This window comes from Pokkaliibacter sp. CJK22405 (assembly GCF_046614695.1).
Classification (GTDB): Bacteria; Pseudomonadota; Gammaproteobacteria; order Pseudomonadales; family Balneatricaceae; genus Pokkaliibacter.
Window position 1 is genome coordinate 53,197 of the sequence record NZ_JBKKHQ010000014.1, and the last position, 16,408, is coordinate 69,604.

General features: G+C 53.9%; 14 protein-coding genes. 8 read left to right on the forward strand and 6 right to left on the reverse strand.

Going from position 1 to position 16,408, the window contains the following annotated elements:
* Positions 1–76 precede the first annotated feature (76 nt).
* From ACKC9G_RS10700 to ACKC9G_RS10725, 6 genes are all read right to left on the reverse strand, one after another.
* Positions 77–781 (reverse strand): ABC transporter ATP-binding protein, encoded by a 705-nt coding sequence (locus tag ACKC9G_RS10700; RefSeq protein ID WP_411405367.1) that lies wholly within the window; start codon positions 779–781, stop codon positions 77–79.
* Between the two features lie 8 nt (positions 782–789).
* Positions 790–1,671 carry an ATP-binding cassette domain-containing protein gene (locus ACKC9G_RS10705; RefSeq protein ID WP_411405125.1) on the reverse strand — a complete coding sequence of 294 codons (882 nt, stop codon included), beginning with the start codon at positions 1,669–1,671 and terminating at the stop codon, positions 790–792.
* Positions 1,671–2,936, reverse strand: coding sequence for a high-affinity branched-chain amino acid ABC transporter permease LivM (gene livM, locus ACKC9G_RS10710; RefSeq protein ID WP_411405127.1), 1,266 nt, complete (start codon positions 2,934–2,936; stop codon positions 1,671–1,673). The genes ACKC9G_RS10705 and livM overlap by 1 nt, the downstream gene beginning before the upstream one ends.
* A 3-nt stretch (positions 2,937–2,939) precedes the next feature.
* Positions 2,940–3,851 carry an ABC transporter permease subunit gene (locus ACKC9G_RS10715; protein ID WP_411405129.1) on the reverse strand — a complete coding sequence of 304 codons (912 nt, stop codon included), beginning with the start codon at positions 3,849–3,851 and terminating at the stop codon, positions 2,940–2,942.
* 87 nt (positions 3,852–3,938) lie between these two features.
* A complete protein-coding gene (locus ACKC9G_RS10720; protein WP_411405131.1) occupies positions 3,939–5,057 on the reverse strand; it encodes a branched-chain amino acid ABC transporter substrate-binding protein in 1,119 nt (372 codons plus the stop codon).
* A gap of 732 nt (positions 5,058–5,789) precedes the next feature.
* The gene (locus ACKC9G_RS10725) at positions 5,790–7,067 is read right to left on the reverse strand and encodes an NAD(P)/FAD-dependent oxidoreductase (RefSeq protein WP_411405133.1); all 1,278 of its coding nucleotides are present in this window, start codon (positions 7,065–7,067) and stop codon (positions 5,790–5,792) included.
* Positions 7,068–7,508: 441 nt separating this feature from the next.
* Between ACKC9G_RS10725 and ACKC9G_RS10730 the strand changes: the two genes are divergently transcribed.
* The 8 genes from ACKC9G_RS10730 (at position 7,509) to aroA (ending at position 16,380) form a co-directional block, all read left to right on the forward strand.
* Complete coding sequence (locus ACKC9G_RS10730) at positions 7,509–8,525, forward strand: TRAP transporter substrate-binding protein (RefSeq protein ID WP_411405135.1); 1,017 nt, start codon at positions 7,509–7,511, stop codon at positions 8,523–8,525.
* A gap of 107 nt (positions 8,526–8,632) precedes the next feature.
* Positions 8,633–9,208: a TRAP transporter small permease gene (locus ACKC9G_RS10735; RefSeq protein WP_411405137.1), complete on the forward strand. Its 576-nt coding sequence runs from the start codon at positions 8,633–8,635 to the stop codon at positions 9,206–9,208.
* Complete coding sequence (locus tag ACKC9G_RS10740) at positions 9,201–10,511, forward strand: TRAP transporter large permease (RefSeq protein WP_411405139.1); 1,311 nt, start codon at positions 9,201–9,203, stop codon at positions 10,509–10,511. The genes ACKC9G_RS10735 and ACKC9G_RS10740 overlap by 8 nt, the downstream gene beginning before the upstream one ends.
* A 118-nt stretch (positions 10,512–10,629) precedes the next feature.
* The gene (locus ACKC9G_RS10745) at positions 10,630–11,949 is read left to right on the forward strand and encodes a hypothetical protein (protein WP_411405141.1); all 1,320 of its coding nucleotides are present in this window, start codon (positions 10,630–10,632) and stop codon (positions 11,947–11,949) included.
* 243 nt (positions 11,950–12,192) lie between these two features.
* Positions 12,193–12,552, forward strand: coding sequence for a histidine triad nucleotide-binding protein (locus tag ACKC9G_RS10750; protein WP_411405143.1), 360 nt, complete (start codon positions 12,193–12,195; stop codon positions 12,550–12,552).
* A gap of 259 nt (positions 12,553–12,811) precedes the next feature.
* Positions 12,812–13,747 carry a bifunctional enoyl-CoA hydratase/phosphate acetyltransferase gene (locus tag ACKC9G_RS10755; protein ID WP_411405145.1) on the forward strand — a complete coding sequence of 312 codons (936 nt, stop codon included), beginning with the start codon at positions 12,812–12,814 and terminating at the stop codon, positions 13,745–13,747.
* 24 nt (positions 13,748–13,771) lie between these two features.
* Positions 13,772–14,974 carry an acetate/propionate family kinase gene (locus tag ACKC9G_RS10760; RefSeq protein ID WP_411405147.1) on the forward strand — a complete coding sequence of 401 codons (1,203 nt, stop codon included), beginning with the start codon at positions 13,772–13,774 and terminating at the stop codon, positions 14,972–14,974.
* Between the two features lie 122 nt (positions 14,975–15,096).
* Positions 15,097–16,380, forward strand: a complete 1,284-nt coding sequence (aroA, locus tag ACKC9G_RS10765) for a 3-phosphoshikimate 1-carboxyvinyltransferase (protein WP_411405369.1) — start codon at positions 15,097–15,099, stop codon at positions 16,378–16,380.
* Positions 16,381–16,408: the final 28 nt, after the last annotated feature.

The following is a 16,408-nucleotide window of genomic DNA, read 5'->3' on the forward strand; positions in this document are numbered from 1 at the left end:
TCCATTGCATTTTGTAGCGATAAAAAGCCCTCCGAAGAGGGCTTTTTATATTACCGCAGAGCTCTACTGATGGGGCTTAGTGGCCGCCCAGATAGAGTTCGCGGATTTCAGGATTCACCAGCAGTTCTTCACCGGTGCCCGTCATACGGATTTCGCCGTTTACCATGACATAAGCGCGGTTTGACAGCTTGAGTGCGTGGTTCGCGTTCTGCTCAACCAGAAAGATTGTCATGCCGGTGGAGGCGACTTCTTTCAGGTTGGCAAAAATCTGCTTAACGATGATCGGAGCCAGACCAAGACTAGGCTCGTCCAGAAGCAGCAGCTTCGGGCGACTCATCAGTGCGCGTGCGATCGCCAGCATCTGCTGCTCACCACCGGACATGGTGTTGGCACGCTGATTACGACGCTCTTTCAGGCGCGGGAACAGATCAAACATCTTCTGCATGTCTTCATCAACATGATCCATACCGATAGGGATGGTGCCCATCAGCAGGTTTTCCTCGACGGTCATATCAGGGAAAACGCGACGGCCTTCCGGAGACTGAGCGATACCGTTGGAGGCCACGAAGTGAGAGGACTTGTCCTGAATTTCTGTGCCGTTGTAAATGATCTGGCCAGAGGTAGCGCGAGGCTGTCCGAAAATGGACATCAGCAGGGTGGATTTACCCGCACCGTTCGCGCCGATCAAACTGACAATCTCGCCTTTGTTGATATGCAGGGAGACTTTACGCAGGGCCTGAATCGGGCCGTAAAAGACGTCTACGTCTTTAAACTCGAGCAGTTTTTCGCTCATAGTGATACTTCCTCATCGTCAGATGCACCCAGATAGGCCGCGATAACTTTCGGGTTCTCTTTGATATCTTTAGGTGCACCACGGGCAATAACCTGACCGTGATCCAGCACGACGATGTGTTCAGAGATATCCATAACCATACCCATGTCGTGTTCGATCAGCAGAACGGTAACGTTGTGCTCATCGCGCAGAACGCGAATCATGCTGCTCAGTGCATGGGTTTCCGCAGGGTTAAGACCGGCAGCAGGTTCGTCGAGGCAGACCAGCTCAGGCTTGGTACACATGGTACGGGCAATTTCCAGACGGCGCTGCTGGCCATAGGACATGCTGCCTGCCAGTTTGTTGGCATGATCAACCAGGTCCATGACTTCCAGCCAGTAGAACGCACGCTCAAGGGCGCGTTTCTCTGAGTGACGATAGCCTGGAGTATTGAAAATGCCAGCCAGCATGTTGCGGTTCAGCTGGGTGTGCTGAGATACCAGCAGGTTCTCGATAACGGACATTTCCTTGAACAGACGAATATTCTGGAAAGTACGGGCAAGACCTGCACGGTTTACAAGGTGAGAGCCGCCAAACATTTTGTAGCGAACGCGGCTGGCAAAAGCGACAGGATTCACGAAGTCAGAGCCCTGAAACTTTTCACCAAGCACTTTGCCTATGCGAGTGGCTTTTCCATTCGCATTCAGCATGATTTCGCCGCCAGTCGCTTTATAGAAACCTGTCAGGCAGTTAAAAACGGTGGTTTTACCAGCACCGTTGGGGCCGATAAGAGCTGAAATGGAACCACGAGGGATCTCGAAATTCACATTCTGCAGAGCCTTGATACCGCCGAACTGCATTTCCAGATTCTTAACGGTCAGAATGTTTTGCTGGTCCATTATGCAACCCCTTTTCTTACTGCATAGCCGGTACGAGTGACGCGTACCAGACCACGGGGACGCCAGATCATCATAAATACCATGAGAATACCGAACAGCAGGACGCGGTAGTCAGCCAGGTCACGCAGCATTTCGGGAAGGATGGTCAGAACAAAGGCCGCGACAACCACACCGACGGTTGAACCCATGCCGCCCAGTACCACGATGGCCAGGATCAGTGCGGATTCAAAGAAGGTGAAGGAGGTTGGGTTAACGAAGCCCTGATAGGTGGCGAAGAATACACCCGCTAAACCGCCAGTTGAGGCGCCCAGCATAAAGGCAGACAGTTTTACCAGAACGTGGTTAAGGCCCAGTGAGCGGCAAGCCACTTCGTCTTCACGCAGTGCTTCCCAGGCGCGTCCCATCGGCATTTTTACCAGACGATGCTTGATGTAGAGCACAGCCCAAACCACAGCAAAAAGTGCCAGATAAATGAAGATGTATTTCATGGCACTGTCATAGTCGACGCCGAAGTATTCGTAGTAGGGAGTGCCGCCTTGCTTGGCACGACGCTCAAACTCCAGACCAAAGAAGGTGGGCAGAGGCGCGCTGACGCCGTTAGGACCGCCAGTGAAAGACGTCCAGTTAGTCAGTACCAGACGAATGATTTCACCGAAGCCCAGGGTCACGATGGCCAGGTAGTCACCATGCATACGCAGAACCGGGAAACCGATCAGTGCACCGGCAACTGCCGCGATGATGGCGGAGATGGGCAGCATGGTCCAGAAGCCAAGGTCCAGATACTGATAGCCCAGTGACAGGCCATAAGCACCAATGGCATAGAAGCCAACGAAGCCCAGGTCGAGCATACCGGCCAGGCCAACAACGATGTTGAGGCCAAGACCCAACAGAACGTAGATCAGACCCAGAATCAGAATAGTCAGAACGTATTTGCTGGCAATGAAGGGGGCAGCAATACCGACCAGAATAACCAGAGGAATGATAAAGATCAGTTTGGACTTGTGATCAGGAGGCAGAACCAGTGCGCCGTGGTCACCGTTCTGATGCTTATACAGCATGGTTTTGCCGCGTTCGGTCTGGGTAAACCAGGAAATCGCGAAGCGGCCCACCATGACAACAGCAACGATGGTAGAGATTACGCCGGGACGGGTGGAGAAATCATAACCGTCAAGCAGGATGCCGCAGATCGGTCCGAAGACGATCAGGGACATCAGACCAGCGAGAATAGTATCGATAATAACTTTTTTGAAATTCACAGACGCCATGACTTACACCTTTTCCACAGCAGGTTTGCCGAGCAGTCCGCTTGGACGGAAGATCAGAATCATTACGAGCAGGCTAAAGGCGAAAACGTCTTTGTAGTCCGTGTTGACCAGGCCAGAGAACAGCGCCTCAGCCAGACCAAGGATAACGCCACCCAGCATGGCGCCAGGCAGAGAGCCGATACCACCGAGTACTGCGGCAGTGAATGCCTTCACCCCAATGATGAAGCCGATAAAGAAGTCGAAGCTGCCGTAGTCTAGCGTGATCAGAACACCCGCCAGCGCTGCCATCGCAGCACCGATAACGAAGACCAGAGAGATGATCTTGTCAGTATCAATACCCAGGATGGACGCCATTTTGCGATCCTGCTGGGTAGCGCGGCACATGCGGCCAAGTTTGGTTTTCTGAATGACGTAAGTCAGGATGCCCATACCTGCAAAAGCGGCTACCAGAATGAACAGCTTCATGTAGGTAATCTGGACGTAGCCATCAGCAATGTGCAGGCGCAGGTTGCCGTCAAGCAGGGTTGGAACACCCTGTGGGCGCGCGCCTTGGGCGATCTGCACATAGTTTTGCAGAATCAGCGACATACCGATGGCTGAAATCAGGGGGGCCAGGCGGGTAGAGTTTCGCAGTGGACGATAGGCCACGCGCTCGATAGTCCAGCCATAAACACCAGTAATAATAATGGTGAGTGCCAGTGTGAAGAGGATAACCACTGGGAAAGAGTGGAATCCGAAATAACTCAGCAATGCAATAACAATGGCAGTGATGTAGGAAGAAACCATGTATACGTCACCGTGGGCAAAGTTAATCATGCCGATGATGCCGTAAACCATGGTGTAGCCAACGGCAATCAGCCCGTAAACGGAGCCGAGCGTCAAGCCGTTAACCAGTTGTTGCAGAACAATGTCCATTGTCTGACCTCATGTACCTTATAGTATTTTTACAACCAAAGCCCCTGAAGGCGCAGGGCCGACAGGGGCTTTCTCAGACAGTGGAGCTTATTTAACTTCGGTGTAGTTGCCGTCGTTGTGCCATTGGTACATGACGTAGTCAGATACTTTCAGGTCACCTTTCTTGTCGAAGTCTTTTTCACCCATAACGGTCTGTACTGGGTGAGAGTGGATCCACTCGCCAACTTTCTCTTTGTCGCCTTTGGCGCCATCAAGACCTGCAGCCAGAACCTGCAGCGCAGCGTAGGAGTACAGGGTGTAACCTTCAGGCTCGAAACCAGCCTTGCGGAACTTGGCGATAACATCAGCAGACGCTGGGTTGTTACGTGGGTCTGCACCGAAAGTCATGTAAACGCCGTCAACGTACTGTGGGCCACCGGCTGCAGTAACGAAGGCTTTGTCAGTGATGCCGTCACCGGACATGAATGCAGCTTTAACGCCTTGGTCACGCAGCTGCTTAACCAGTGCGCCGGCTTCAGCGTGCAGACCACCGAAGTAAACAACTTCTGCGCCAGAGGCGCGGATTTTGGTAACCAGTGCGCTGAAGTCTTTCTCGCCACGAGTCAGGCCTTCATAGATAACTTCTTTAACGCCACGCTCGTTCAGACGCGCTTTAGTTGCGTCAGCCAGACCCTGGCCGTAGGTGTCTTTGTCATGGATAACAGCAACTTTGGTCGCTTTCAGGTTATCGATGATGTAGTCAGCAGCAACGCTACCCTGCTGGTCGTCACGACCACACACACGGAAAACGTTAGGCAGGCCACGCTCGGTGTACTGTGGGTTGGTTGACGCAGGAGTGATTTCAGTGATGCCACCCTCGTCATAGATTTCAGAAGCAGGGATGGAGGAAGAAGAGCAGAAGTGGCCGATAACGCCAGCAACTTCATCACCGTCTACCAGACGGTTAGCGATGGAAACAGCCTGTTTAGGTTCGCAAGCGTCGTCGCCTTTGACCAGAACCAGTTTCTCGCCATTAACGCCACCAGCGGCGTTGATGTCTTCGGCAGCCTGAGAGGCGCCTTTCCACAGCTGCTCACCAAAAGCAGCGTACGCGCCAGTCATAGGACCCGCGATACCAACTTTGATATCGGCGTGAGCAGCAGCCATGCTGAAAGATGAAGCTACAGCAAGAGAAACCAGGGTCTTCTTCAGAACGGATTTTGACATGAGTAACACTCCAACAGGTTGTTCCGTTTCCTAAGTTAGGTACCTATTTAACTACGCGGGGTAGTATGCATTCCTAACAGCAAGAACTATTCCAATTTTTTTCAGTCTGTTGAACGAGTCTTTCTGTTCAAGTCAAAAAGCCTTCATATACCTGCTATTCATCCTATCTATAGTGTTGTTGTTGTTTATCTTTGATGCGCCTCCTGACTCTTTAGTGCTGAGAATTGTTTTATAAGCATTTCTTATCTGTCAGGCGTGCTGGTTGTTGTAAATAATTGACAAAATAGACTTTGTTGAGCTGGTGAGGGGGAAGGTGCAGGGAGTGCTGCGGGAAAATATCCTGTTTCAATGATTAGTTTTAGTGATTGGTTCTATTAATTAGAGTGATTTTTCGACCAATGCTGCATTCAAGAGCCTTTAAGGGATCTATTCCAGTGGGCAATTGCTCATAGGTAATTAGTCTAAGAGAGCTGTGTTCTGACCTCTCTGCTCAAAAAATAACCTATGGCTTGCCTGTTCTTTGTGCACTGGAGATGCCAGAAAAAGGCACTTTGCTCCTTTTCGTAACATTGGAAAACGCTTCGAAGAGTAAAACCTTTCTATTGTTAAAAACAGAAAAGGAGCAACCGGGTTGCTCCTTTTTTGAGAGTTTTTACTTGTCTGGCTTGAGCAGGGTTGCACCTTTTTGAGGTGGCTTTGACTGCACTTCAATAGTGCGCTTCATGCACTTGTTTAGGCCCAGCGTTGAGCCAGATGAGTCATTTGCGCGCCGAATTCATAGAAGGCTTTTTTGCCGTCACGCAAACTGATGGGCTCCAGTATGACCGGATTCAGAGGCAGAGCTTCAGAGTCCCCGCCGAGATACTGAGCCAGGCGCTGGCCAAGTAGTGAGCCCGGGCCAATCCCGCGGCCGCTGTAGCCCAGACAGGTGATTAGATTGTCATCCAGCTGGTGAACATGGGGCAGGTGATCCTCGCTGTAGGCAATTTGCCCAACCCAGCTGTATTCCCATTCGATCTTGCCAAGCCAGGGGAAAAGTTTGGCGCACATGTGATCGGCCCAACCTTTGAGACCATCATCCTTAAGTAGATTTCCCATGCTGCCAAGTACCAGGCGACCAGCACGGTCCATCCGGAATGACAGCATCACCGTGCGTGTATCCCAGCAGCCTTCAAGGCCTGGGAGTAAGCGTTCCCGTTGTGCCGGAGTGAGCGGTTTGCTGGCGTACTGGAAATATTTGATGGGAACAAAACTTTGCTGGATGGCGTGTTGCCAGTCGCCGGTGTAGGCATTGGTGGCCATCAGTACCTTGTTCGCGCGCACTTCGCCCTGTGGAGTGCGTAATAACCAGCCGCTGCTTTCTTTGACCAGACTGGTGACCGGGCTTTGGGTATAGAGTGCCGCGCCTGCTTTAAGTGCGGCATGAGCCAGTCCATGGACATAGGCCAATGGCTGGATAGTACCTGCTCGCGGGTCAAACAGAGCGCCGACATAAGCGGGAGAGCCGGTGCGTTTTTCGGTCTCTTTTGCGTCGAGTAGCTCCACCGGGGCGCCTCGGGCAATGAGCTGGCGATGTCTGCGTTCAAGCTCTGCAAAGCCTTTGGAGGAGTGAGCCAGGTGCAGGGTGCCATTACGGGTCGCTTCACATTCAATGCCGTGTTTTTCGATCAGGGAGTAGACCAGATCCGGCGCTTTGGCCAGGGCGTCATAGAGCTTGCGACCTGCATGCTGGCCCAGTAATGCATCCATGGTATCGGGTTCAAGCCAGAGCCCTGCGTTGGCCAATCCCACATTTCTGCCTGATCCGCCGTAACCAATGCGCTCTGCATCCAGCACACAGACATCAGCCCCGGCCTCTGCCAAATGCAGGGCGGTGCTCATGCCGGTGAAGCCTGCACCAATGATGGCGATGTCGGTGGTTTTTGAGCCTTGAAGCGGTGCGCTGGCTGGCGCGGGCGGGGCGGAAGCTTCCCACAATGCGGTGGGGCTGGATGAAACGCCTTTAAACATGGTTGCAGTCCGTCGGCAAAGTAATAAAGACAGCGTCAAAAACGCAAATAGCAGCGTTCGGGTTGCACCCGATGAAATCACTTTACGCCCGAACTGCTATCGGCGCCTATACAGTTTTTCTGTCTTCGCTACAGGTAAAAGCTATGGCGTAAACAAGCCTTTTCAGCGTCGCAATCGCGCATGAGAGGGTGGTTGATCCGACTAAGCTCAAAGGATGACGCTTTTTGTCTGCTTAACAGAACAGGTTTTTATGGCGTAGTGGCATGGATTCTGCTGGATAAAACGCTGAAATGGATATTGTATGCAAACTGTTCAATATTTCTTTCACCTGCCGCTGAGCGCGTTTGCTAAACCACTCTGCGGCGGCGTCGACTGCATCACGCAATGACTGACATCACCACCTGACCGAATCATGACCTGAAGAGGAAGATGACTGTGAACATGTGCCGATTGACTGCTGTTCGCCACGCGCTAAACAAGGCGCTCCGTCCTGCCGTATTAGGAGCCTCACTGGTAGCCGGGCTATCCCTGGCTGGCGCTTCGCAGGCAGCTGAAACCTGGGATATGCCCATGGCCTATCCGGCATCGAACTATCATTCTGAAACGGGGGCTGCCTTTGCTAAGGAAGTGAATGAAAAGGCAGGCGATGAAATTAACATTGTGACGCACCCCAACGGTTCGCTGTTTGGTGGTGGTGAGATTTTTAATGCGGTTCGCCGTGGTCTGGCTCCTGCTGGCGAGCGCATCATTTCCGCTCTGGGTAATGAAGATCCGCTGTTTGAAATTGATGCCATTCCCTTCCTGGCGACCAGTTTTGATGATGCCTGGAATCTCTATCAGGCTTCCAAACCAGCGTTGGAAAAGCTCATGGACAAGAAAGGCCTGAAGCTTCTTTACACCGTGCCCTGGCCACCGCAGGGGCTGTATACCAAGAAGCAGCTGACGTCGCTGGATGACATGAAAGGCTCCAAGTTCCGTGCCTATAACCCTATCACCACCAAGCTGGCTGAGCTGATCGGTGCAGTACCTACCAAGGTGGAGGCCGCCGAGGTTTCTCAGGCATTCGCCACCGGCGTTGCTGACAGCATGATCACTTCTGCCTCGACGGGTTATGACACCAAAGCCTGGGAGTTCTCCTCCTATTTCTATGATGTTCAGGCATGGGTGCCCAAGAACATGGTGTTTGTGAACAAGAAGGCGTTCGAGGCGCTGTCTCCGGAAACCCAGAAGGTCATGATGGAAGCGGCCGCCCATGCCGAGAAAGCCGGTTGGGATAAAGCCCGTGAGCTGACCGCATGGTACAAAGACCAGCTGCAAACCAATGGCCTGAAAGTGGAAACACCACCTGCGGCCATTACTGAAGGCTTCAAGAAAGTGGGTGATGAACTCCTGCAGGATTGGCTGAAAAAATCCGGTGATGAAGGTAAAGCCGTTATCGATGCTTACCGTGCTATGTAATTCGCGATGCGCTGATCCACTGGTGATCAGGTAGTCGTAGTGAGGCCGCCTTTTGGGCGGCCTTTGACAAGCATGAGCGCCCTAAGGGCGTGCTTCAGGAGTTTCTCATGCCTTTGTTGTGTAAGCTCGATGCCTGTTTGAACGGGCTGTATCGTTTTGCCGGAGCTCTGGCAGCTCTGTGTCTGGTGGGCATGGCTGGCTTTGTTGTCGTCAGCATTGTTGCCCGGTTGCTGGGTCTGTACGTGGGGGGAGCCACACAGTATTCAGCCTATCTCATGGGTGCGGCTAACTGTCTGGGCCTTGCCTATACCTTCCGCCATGGCGGCCATATTCGCGTGACCCTGCTGGCGGATCGTTTAAGTATCCGTGGTCAGCATATTCTTGAAATCTTCTGTCTTGCTGTTGCGGCTGCTGCTTCAGCCTATCTTGCCTGGTATCTGGTCAGTCAGGCTTACATTTCTTATGACTTTGGGGATGTCAGCGAAGGCGCTGACCAGATGAAATTATGGATTCCCCAGAGCGTGATCGCAGTGGGCGCCATTATTCTGGCAATTGCGACCCTGCATACCTTTCTTTCCCATGTTGCCGGCATGGTATGCGGCAAGCCTCAATGGCTCTCTACCCTGATGGTGTCTGAAGAGAAGCAGTTACTGGATCAGGCGAAGGAGACGAATCATGACTGAGGCATTACTGACGGTTGTCTTTCTGTTCTCGCTGTTTTTTCTGCTGGGCTCCAGTGTCTGGGTTGCCTTTAGTTTGCTGGGCTGCGCCGTGGTCGGAATGGAAATGTTTACCAGCCGTCCGGTGGGTGATTCCATGGCCATGACCATCTGGGGGTTAAATTCCTCCTGGACGCTGACTTCACTGCCGCTCTTTGTCTGGATGGGAGAGATCCTCTTTCGCTCCAGCCTGTCCGCAACCTTGTTTAAGGGGCTGACGCCGTTGATGAGTCGGCTGCCTGGCGGCCTTTTACATGTGAATATTGCCGGCTCTGCTATTTTCGCCGCTATCTCGGGGTCTTCTTCTGCGACGGCGGTAACCGTAGGCAAAATGTCGATTCCCGAACTTCGCCGCCGTAACTATCCCGACAATATGATCGTCGGTACGTTGGCCGGTGCGGGTACGCTGGGGCTGCTGATTCCTCCTTCTATCACGCTGATTATCTACGGCGTATCGGTGAATGAGTCCATCGCTAAGCTCTTCATGGCGGGCATTCTGCCGGGCATCATGCTGGCTCTGCTGTTTATGGGCTATATCGCCATCAAGTCGATCATTCGCGGGGATCATCTGGAGCGTACGGAGCAGCCCTATTCCTGGGGGCAGAAAGCCGAGGGGATTTTGCAGCTGCTTCCTGTCTTCCTGTTGATTCTGATGGTTATCGGCTCGATTTACACCGGCGTAGCCACCGCCACTGAGTCCGCAGTGCTTGGGGTGTTGGGGTCATTGGTATTGGCGGCATGTCAGGGCGGGATGAGCTGGGCAAGCTTTCGCGAATCACTGATGGGCGCGGTGCGCACCAGCTGCATGATCGCCTTTATTCTGATGGGCTCCAGCTTCCTGTCTCTGGCGATGGGCTTTACGGGTCTGCCGAAAAGCTTGGCGGAGGTCATCGCCAGCTGGCATCTGTCACCGATCATGCTGATTGTGATTCTAACGGTGTTCTACATTGTGCTTGGCTGCTTTCTGGATGGTATTTCCTCCATCGTGCTGACGATGGCGGTGATTGAGCCGATGGTACGTGCGGCTGGTTTTGACATGATCTGGTTTGGTATTTACCTGATGATCGTCGTCGAAATGGCACAGATTACCCCGCCAGTGGGCTTTAACCTTTTCGTGCTGCAAAGCATGACCGGGCACGATATGGGCTACATCGCCAAGGCAGCGTTCCCCATGTTCCTGCTGATGATTCTGGCGGTCGTACTGATGGTGATCTTCCCGGATATCGCCACTTTCCTTCCTGAGGCGATGAAACCGCCTGCAGGTTAAAGGGCGACAAGGCTTGTTGCCGAAGACCCATCGTTACGCGACGAGATAGAGTGTTGCGTCGTTCAGCGCCCCGGAGGGTGATACTTTCCGGGGCGCTGTTGTGAGTAAAGAGTGAATCATGCGTCGACAAATTGCCGCCTGCGCCATTGTGCTCGGGATTATCCTTGCCTGTACCGCCAGCTGGCCCGGATCTGTAGTGCCAAGCTGGCCTGCGGGCCTCAGCTTCTGGACGGCGGCACTGCTGCTATCGCCGGATATCGCCAGACGTAATCTGAAGCTGTCTCTGTGTCTGGCCGGGTTAGGTCTGTTGGGAATTGTCTGGGGCATTGCCAAAGGTCAGAGTGCCACACTGGGGCTATTCTTCTCCGCCAACGCAAGTCTGGTGGCGATGGTCACTTCGGTCAGCTTTCTGGCGCTGCTGGCGGCTTCAGCCAAAGGCACAGAAACCGCCACTTCTGATAACGCCAGTGCGTCACGCACGGGCACCAGTATTTTCTCGACCTTGCTGGGGGTGCACCTTTTTGGATCGGTCATCAATATGTCGGCGGCGTTTATGTTTGGTGATCGCATGGCGCAGGGTGGCAAGCTTTCTCTCGGCCAGTCACTGATTCTTTCCCGCGCCTCGACGCTCGGTGCGTTCTGGTCTCCCTTCTACGCGGCGATGGCTGTGGGCTTATCGGTCGCTCCTGAAGCGAATGTGTTTCGTCTGATGCTGCTCGGTTTTCCTGTTGCGCTGATCGGCTTGCTACTGAGCTATTGGCAATTAAAGCGCAGTGCCGAGTCGCTGCATGCCTCCGGCGTGCCTGTTTCGTTTCAGGCGCTGGCGGTGCCTTTTCTGATGGCCTCGCTGGTGCTGGGTATTCATGCGCTGGATGGATCTATCCCGATTCTGACGCTGGTGACCCTATTGGCTCCGAGTCTGGCGATCATCATTGCCACCCTGCGCCGGGGAGTGGTTTTTGCGAAGGAGAAGACAGCCGCCCACATTCAGCAGCGCCTGCCGAGTATGGGGAATGAGGTGCTGCTATTTTTAAGCGCCGGGTTACTGACGCAGGGCGGCAAAAGCCTGATTGCCTCACTGGGCGGCTGGCAGCTCTTTCCCGCCTTTGAAACCCCGCAGGCCATTCTGATGTTTGTGGCAACCGTGCTGCTTTCCCTGCTGGGTTTCCATCCGATTATCGGCATCTCCCTTTTTTCTGCCGTGCTGGGCGGTACCGGGTCCGAGCCTTCATTGCTGGCGATGGTTTCTATCTGCGCCTGGGGTGTGGGAACTGCAGTCGGGCCATTATCAGGAATCAATCTTGCGCTGTTCGGACGTTACGGCGCCGATACCTATGCCATAAGCCGACATACCCTCGGCTATGCTGCCGTCATGTGCATAGTGGTGGCGATGGCGTTGTGGCTGATGATGAGCCTCGGCCTGGGCGGTAAAGGTTAAGTAAAGGCGTCTTGGCGGACAGGCAGGAGAGTGGCAGCCAGGCATTCAAGGCGTATGATGGTTTGACATGTGATTGCCTTCGCGTGCACATTTTTAGCGCTGTCATGGTGAAAAGTGCATGCCGTGCAGTAATTTTTGACCGGGTTATGCCCGGTGATTTGCGCAACAGCGGTCAGGCGCGGATAAGCCATTCAGGTTGCCGTGGTACTGGCTGGTCGCTTCATTCAGGAACAAGGTTCGTTCATGTCCATATTCAGCAAGATCATCGCTCGTGAGATTCCCGCCGATATCGTTTATGAAGACGATTATGTTCTGGCCTTCCGGGATATTAATCCACAGGCTCCACTGCATGTGCTGATTATTCCCAAGATCGAAATTGCCACCATCAATGATGTGACTGAGGCGCAGGAGCAGCTGGTGGGTAAGTTGTTCACCGCCGCAGCGCGTATTGCCCGTCAGGAAGGTGTGGCTGAGGACGGCTATCGTGTGGTGATGAATTGTAATGAGCACGGTGGCCAGACGGTCTATCACATTCATTTGCACATGCTGGCAGGCAAGCCACTGGGCTGGCCTCCTTACACCGAAAAGCTGAAAGAAGCCTGAGGTGATGAAAGTGCGGGGTGCTGCTTGCAGCGCTCCGTCAGTCTGAGTAGTCTTTTGTGCATCCCATTGTGCAGTGCAAAATAGCTGCGCAGTGCAAAATAACTGTGCAATGCAAAACAATTGTACGGTGCAAAATTTCAGACGATTGTTTGCACGCTTTGCGTTTCGATCCTGAAACCGGCACCGGTACGGCTTCAGTAGCAGTGCTCGAAAGAGCTTTCCTTGTCACCGGTGTGCTGACCCAGGATCGGGAGTGTCTATGACAGTCGATATCGGTCGTGTTCCTCGCCAGGGGCAACTTGCCTATTTTATCGAGCAAGCCTGCCACACGGCGCCTATGCCCACCGCCATTGTGCATCCCGTTGACCCCAACAGTTTGCAGGCCGCCTGTGAAGCTCACGAACGAGGCCTGATAAGCGCTATTCTGGTCGGTCCTGAAGCTCGCATTCGTGACACCGCCAAAACGCTTGAGCTGCCGATTGATACCTTGCGTATTGTCGATACTGAACACAGCCATGCTGCGGCGGCAAAAGCCTGCGCACTGGTGCATGCAGGAGAGGCGCGGGCTCTGATGAAGGGCGGCTTATCCACGGATGAGTTTCTGGGGGCGATTCTGCACCGTGAATACGGTATTCGCACCGACCGTCGACTCAGCCATCTGTTTATCTTCGATGTGCCAAGCTATCCCAAGCCACTGTTCCTGTCCGATGCGGCAATCAATATTCAGCCGGATCTGGAGATCAAAAAAGACATCGTGCAGAACGCCATCGATTTCTGCCGAAGCCTTGGCATCAGCCAGCCTAAAGTGGCAATTCTTGCGGCGGTCGAGAAAGTGAACCCTAAAATGCAAAGCACACTGGATGCTGCCGCGCTGTGCAAAATGGCCGAGCGAGGGCAAATCCAGGGGGGCTTGCTGGATGGCCCGCTGGCGCTGGATAACGCTATTTCCCGCGAGGCGGCTGAAGATAAGCACATTCACTCAGCCGTTGCCGGGGATGTGGATATCCTGATTGCACCGGATCTTGAAGCGGCCAATATGCTTGGCAAACAGTTGATTTATCTCGCTGGAGCCCAGTCTGCCGGGGTGGTGCTGGGGGCCAGGGTGCCATTGATTCTGACCAGTCGTGCAGAGAAAACTCAGGGGCGTCTGGCCTCCTGTGCGCTGGCTTCACTCTTTATGCAGGCCGAGCAATAGTTGATGCAGGCGGAGGAATAAAGGATGCGAATTCTCACCCTCAATGCAGGGTCTTCCAGTGTTAAAGCCCGGTTATATCAATTTGACGGCCATGACTGGCATGAGGAGATGCATTACCACCTGAGCCAGCTGAATGAGTCGCCTCGCGTGCGCTGGCAGTGGGACAAGCAAACGCCCAATACCCAGTTGCTGAGCTGGCAGGGCATGCCCCTTGAAACGCGTCATCGGGCAGCGCTGTCACAAATCATCGGGTTGATTACCGATGCCGGGCTGGAACACCAGCTGGATGCCGTCTGTCATCGGGTCGTCCATGGCGGACGTTTTTATAATGCCCCGGTGTGTATTGATGATGCGGTACTCGCCAATCTGGAAACGCTGGAATCCCTTGCGCCGCTGCACCAGCCCTATAACCTCAATCTGGTTCGCCTCGCTCGCGAGCAGTTGCCTGATATTCGTCAGATTGCCTGTTTTGACACCATGTTCCATGCCGAACAGCCTCGTATGGCCCAGCTGCATGCCATTCCGCGTCGCTATCTGGATCAGGGCATTCTGCGTTACGGCTTTCACGGGCTGTCCTACGAATACGTATTTGAAAGGCTGCAGTCACTGGCGCCGCGACAAGCCGATGGTCGGGTCATTATTTGTCATCTGGGGGCGGGCGCCAGCATGTGTGCGATCCGGCAGGGCCAGAGCTATGACACCACCATGGGCTTTACCGCTCTTGAGGGGCTGCCCATGGGAACGCGCTGTGGTCATATCGACCCCGGTGTGCTGATTCATCTGATGCGAGAAGAAGGCTGGAGCCCGGATCAGCTGGAGCGGTTTCTCTATAAAGAATGTGGCTGGCTTGGTCTCTCCGGTATCAGCTCGGACATGCAGGAGCTGCATGACGCGGATACGCCTGAAGCAGAAGAGGCAATTGCCTATTTCGTTCATGCCTGTGTGCAGCAGATTGGCAGCCTGATGGCGACCATGCGCGGGCTGGATGCCATCGTCTTTACTGCAGGCGTGGGGGAAAACGATGCCCGTATTCGTGCTCGGGTTCTCGATAGCATTCAATGGCTTGGGGTCGATTGGGATGCGGCTGCCAATGAGCAGAATCGCCAGAGTCTGCACAAGCCGACCAGTAAGATTGGTGTCTGGGTCATTCCGACCAATGAAGAGTTGATGCTGGCGGAGCATGGGCGTCGTCTGCTAAGTAGTGGCAGTGTCAGCCCACTGCGCTAAACCCTGAGGCGTTCTGCGTTCGTCATTCGCCGCTGTCGCAGGGGTAAAGGTGACATTGGCAGGCGCTGAGCCTAGAATGTTGGGCTTCTTTGCGATTAGCCAATTACAAGAGCCTGATGAGCATGAACTCCCTGACTCTCCCACCTGTGACGACTGCCCGCGGGGAAGTGACCCTGCCAGGTTCCAAGAGCCTGTCCAACCGTATTCTTTTGCTCGCGGCGCTGGCCGAGGGCGAAACCCATATCACCAACCTGCTCGACAGCGACGACATCCGTCATATGCTGACTGCGCTTAAACAGCTGGGCGTCAGTTATCGTCTTTCTGATGATCGCACCCAGTGCTGGATGACTGGACAAGGCCAGGCAATCAGCGCAGAGCAGGCCCAAAGTCTGTATCTGGGCAATGCCGGAACGGCAATGCGTCCACTGGCGGCAGCGTTGTGCCTGGGGCAGGGCGAGTTTGAGCTGACCGGTGAGCCGCGCATGAAAGAGCGCCCCATCGGTGATTTGGTCGATTGTCTGCGTCAGGCGGGTGCCCAAATCGACTATCTCGAAAATGAAAACTACCCACCGCTTCGCATTCATGCTGCTGGTCTTAAAGGTGGCGAAGTCAGCATCAAGGGCAATATCTCCAGCCAGTTCCTGACGGCGATTCTCATGGCCGCTCCCTATGCTGAAAGCACTCTGACCATCCGTGTTGATGGCGAGCTGGTATCGCGCCCTTACATCGACATCACGCTGGATGTTATGGCGAAGTTCGGTGTGAACGTCGCGCAGCCGGACAGCAACACCTTCGTGGTCACTGAAGGTCAGAAATACCAGAGCCCCGGTCAGATCATGGTCGAAGGTGATGCTTCCTCGGCTTCCTACTTTCTGGCTGCCGGTGCGATTGGTGGTGGCCCGGTGCGCGTTCATGGCACAGGCACTGCCAGTGTTCAGGGCGATGCCCGCTTTGCAGAAGTGCTTGAGCTGATGGGCGCTCAGGTCACCTGGAATGACACCTGGATTGAAGTCAGTGGCAATGGTCAGCTGAAAGGAGTGGATGTCGACCTGAACCACATCCCTGATGCTGCGATGACCATTGCGACGGCCGCACTGTTTGCTGAAGGCGAAACCTGCATTCGTAATATCTACAACTGGCGTGTGAAAGAAACGGATCGCCTGTTTGCGATGGCGACTGAGCTTCGTAAGGTGGGGGCGACGGTGGAGGAAGGTGAAGACTTTATCCGCATTCAGCCTCCTGCATCACTCACTGATGCTGCCATTGATACCTACAATGACCACCGTATGGCCATGTGTTTTGCATTGGCTTCTTTCGGTACTGCGTCGATCACAATCAACGATCCTGGCTGCACTTCCAAGACGTTCCCGACCTTTTTCAATGAGTTCGGCCGCATCGTCAGCTAAGCCTGAAGCGCTGTTATCACAATGCCCG